Source organism: Lederbergia ruris, from assembly GCF_018332955.1.
GTDB lineage: Bacteria > Bacillota > Bacilli > Bacillales > Bacillaceae_C > Lederbergia > Lederbergia ruris.
This window is the reverse complement of record NZ_BORB01000148.1, coordinates 1-255: the sequence shown is the minus strand read 5'-3', so window position 1 is coordinate 255 and position 255 is coordinate 1. Positions and strand designations below refer to the sequence as shown.

Sequence of the window (255 nt, the reverse complement as noted above, 5' to 3'; positions counted from 1 at the left end):
AAAAGCGTCTTGAAGAAATCGCTTGTGATTTGTTTTCTAAGTGGAAATGCGAAATTTTAGAAATAAATGCCGAAAAAGACCATCTTCATATATTATTTGATGCTCCTCCGCAAATTCATTTATCGAACACGGTCAATAGTTTTAAAACCGTGACCTCCAGGTATATACGAAAAGAGTTCGAGGAATATCTTAAACCCTATTATTGGAAACCGTATTTTTGGAGTAAAAGCTACCTTCTGCTTACAACAGGGGGAG

The 255-nt window shown here is 36.1% G+C and carries 1 protein-coding gene; it reads left to right on the top strand.

Translation table 11 applies throughout. The features are described from left to right. Window positions 1-255 (top strand): IS200/IS605 family transposase (gene tnpA, locus KI363_RS21795; protein ID WP_212967629.1); only part of this gene is annotated, 255 nt, incomplete at both ends.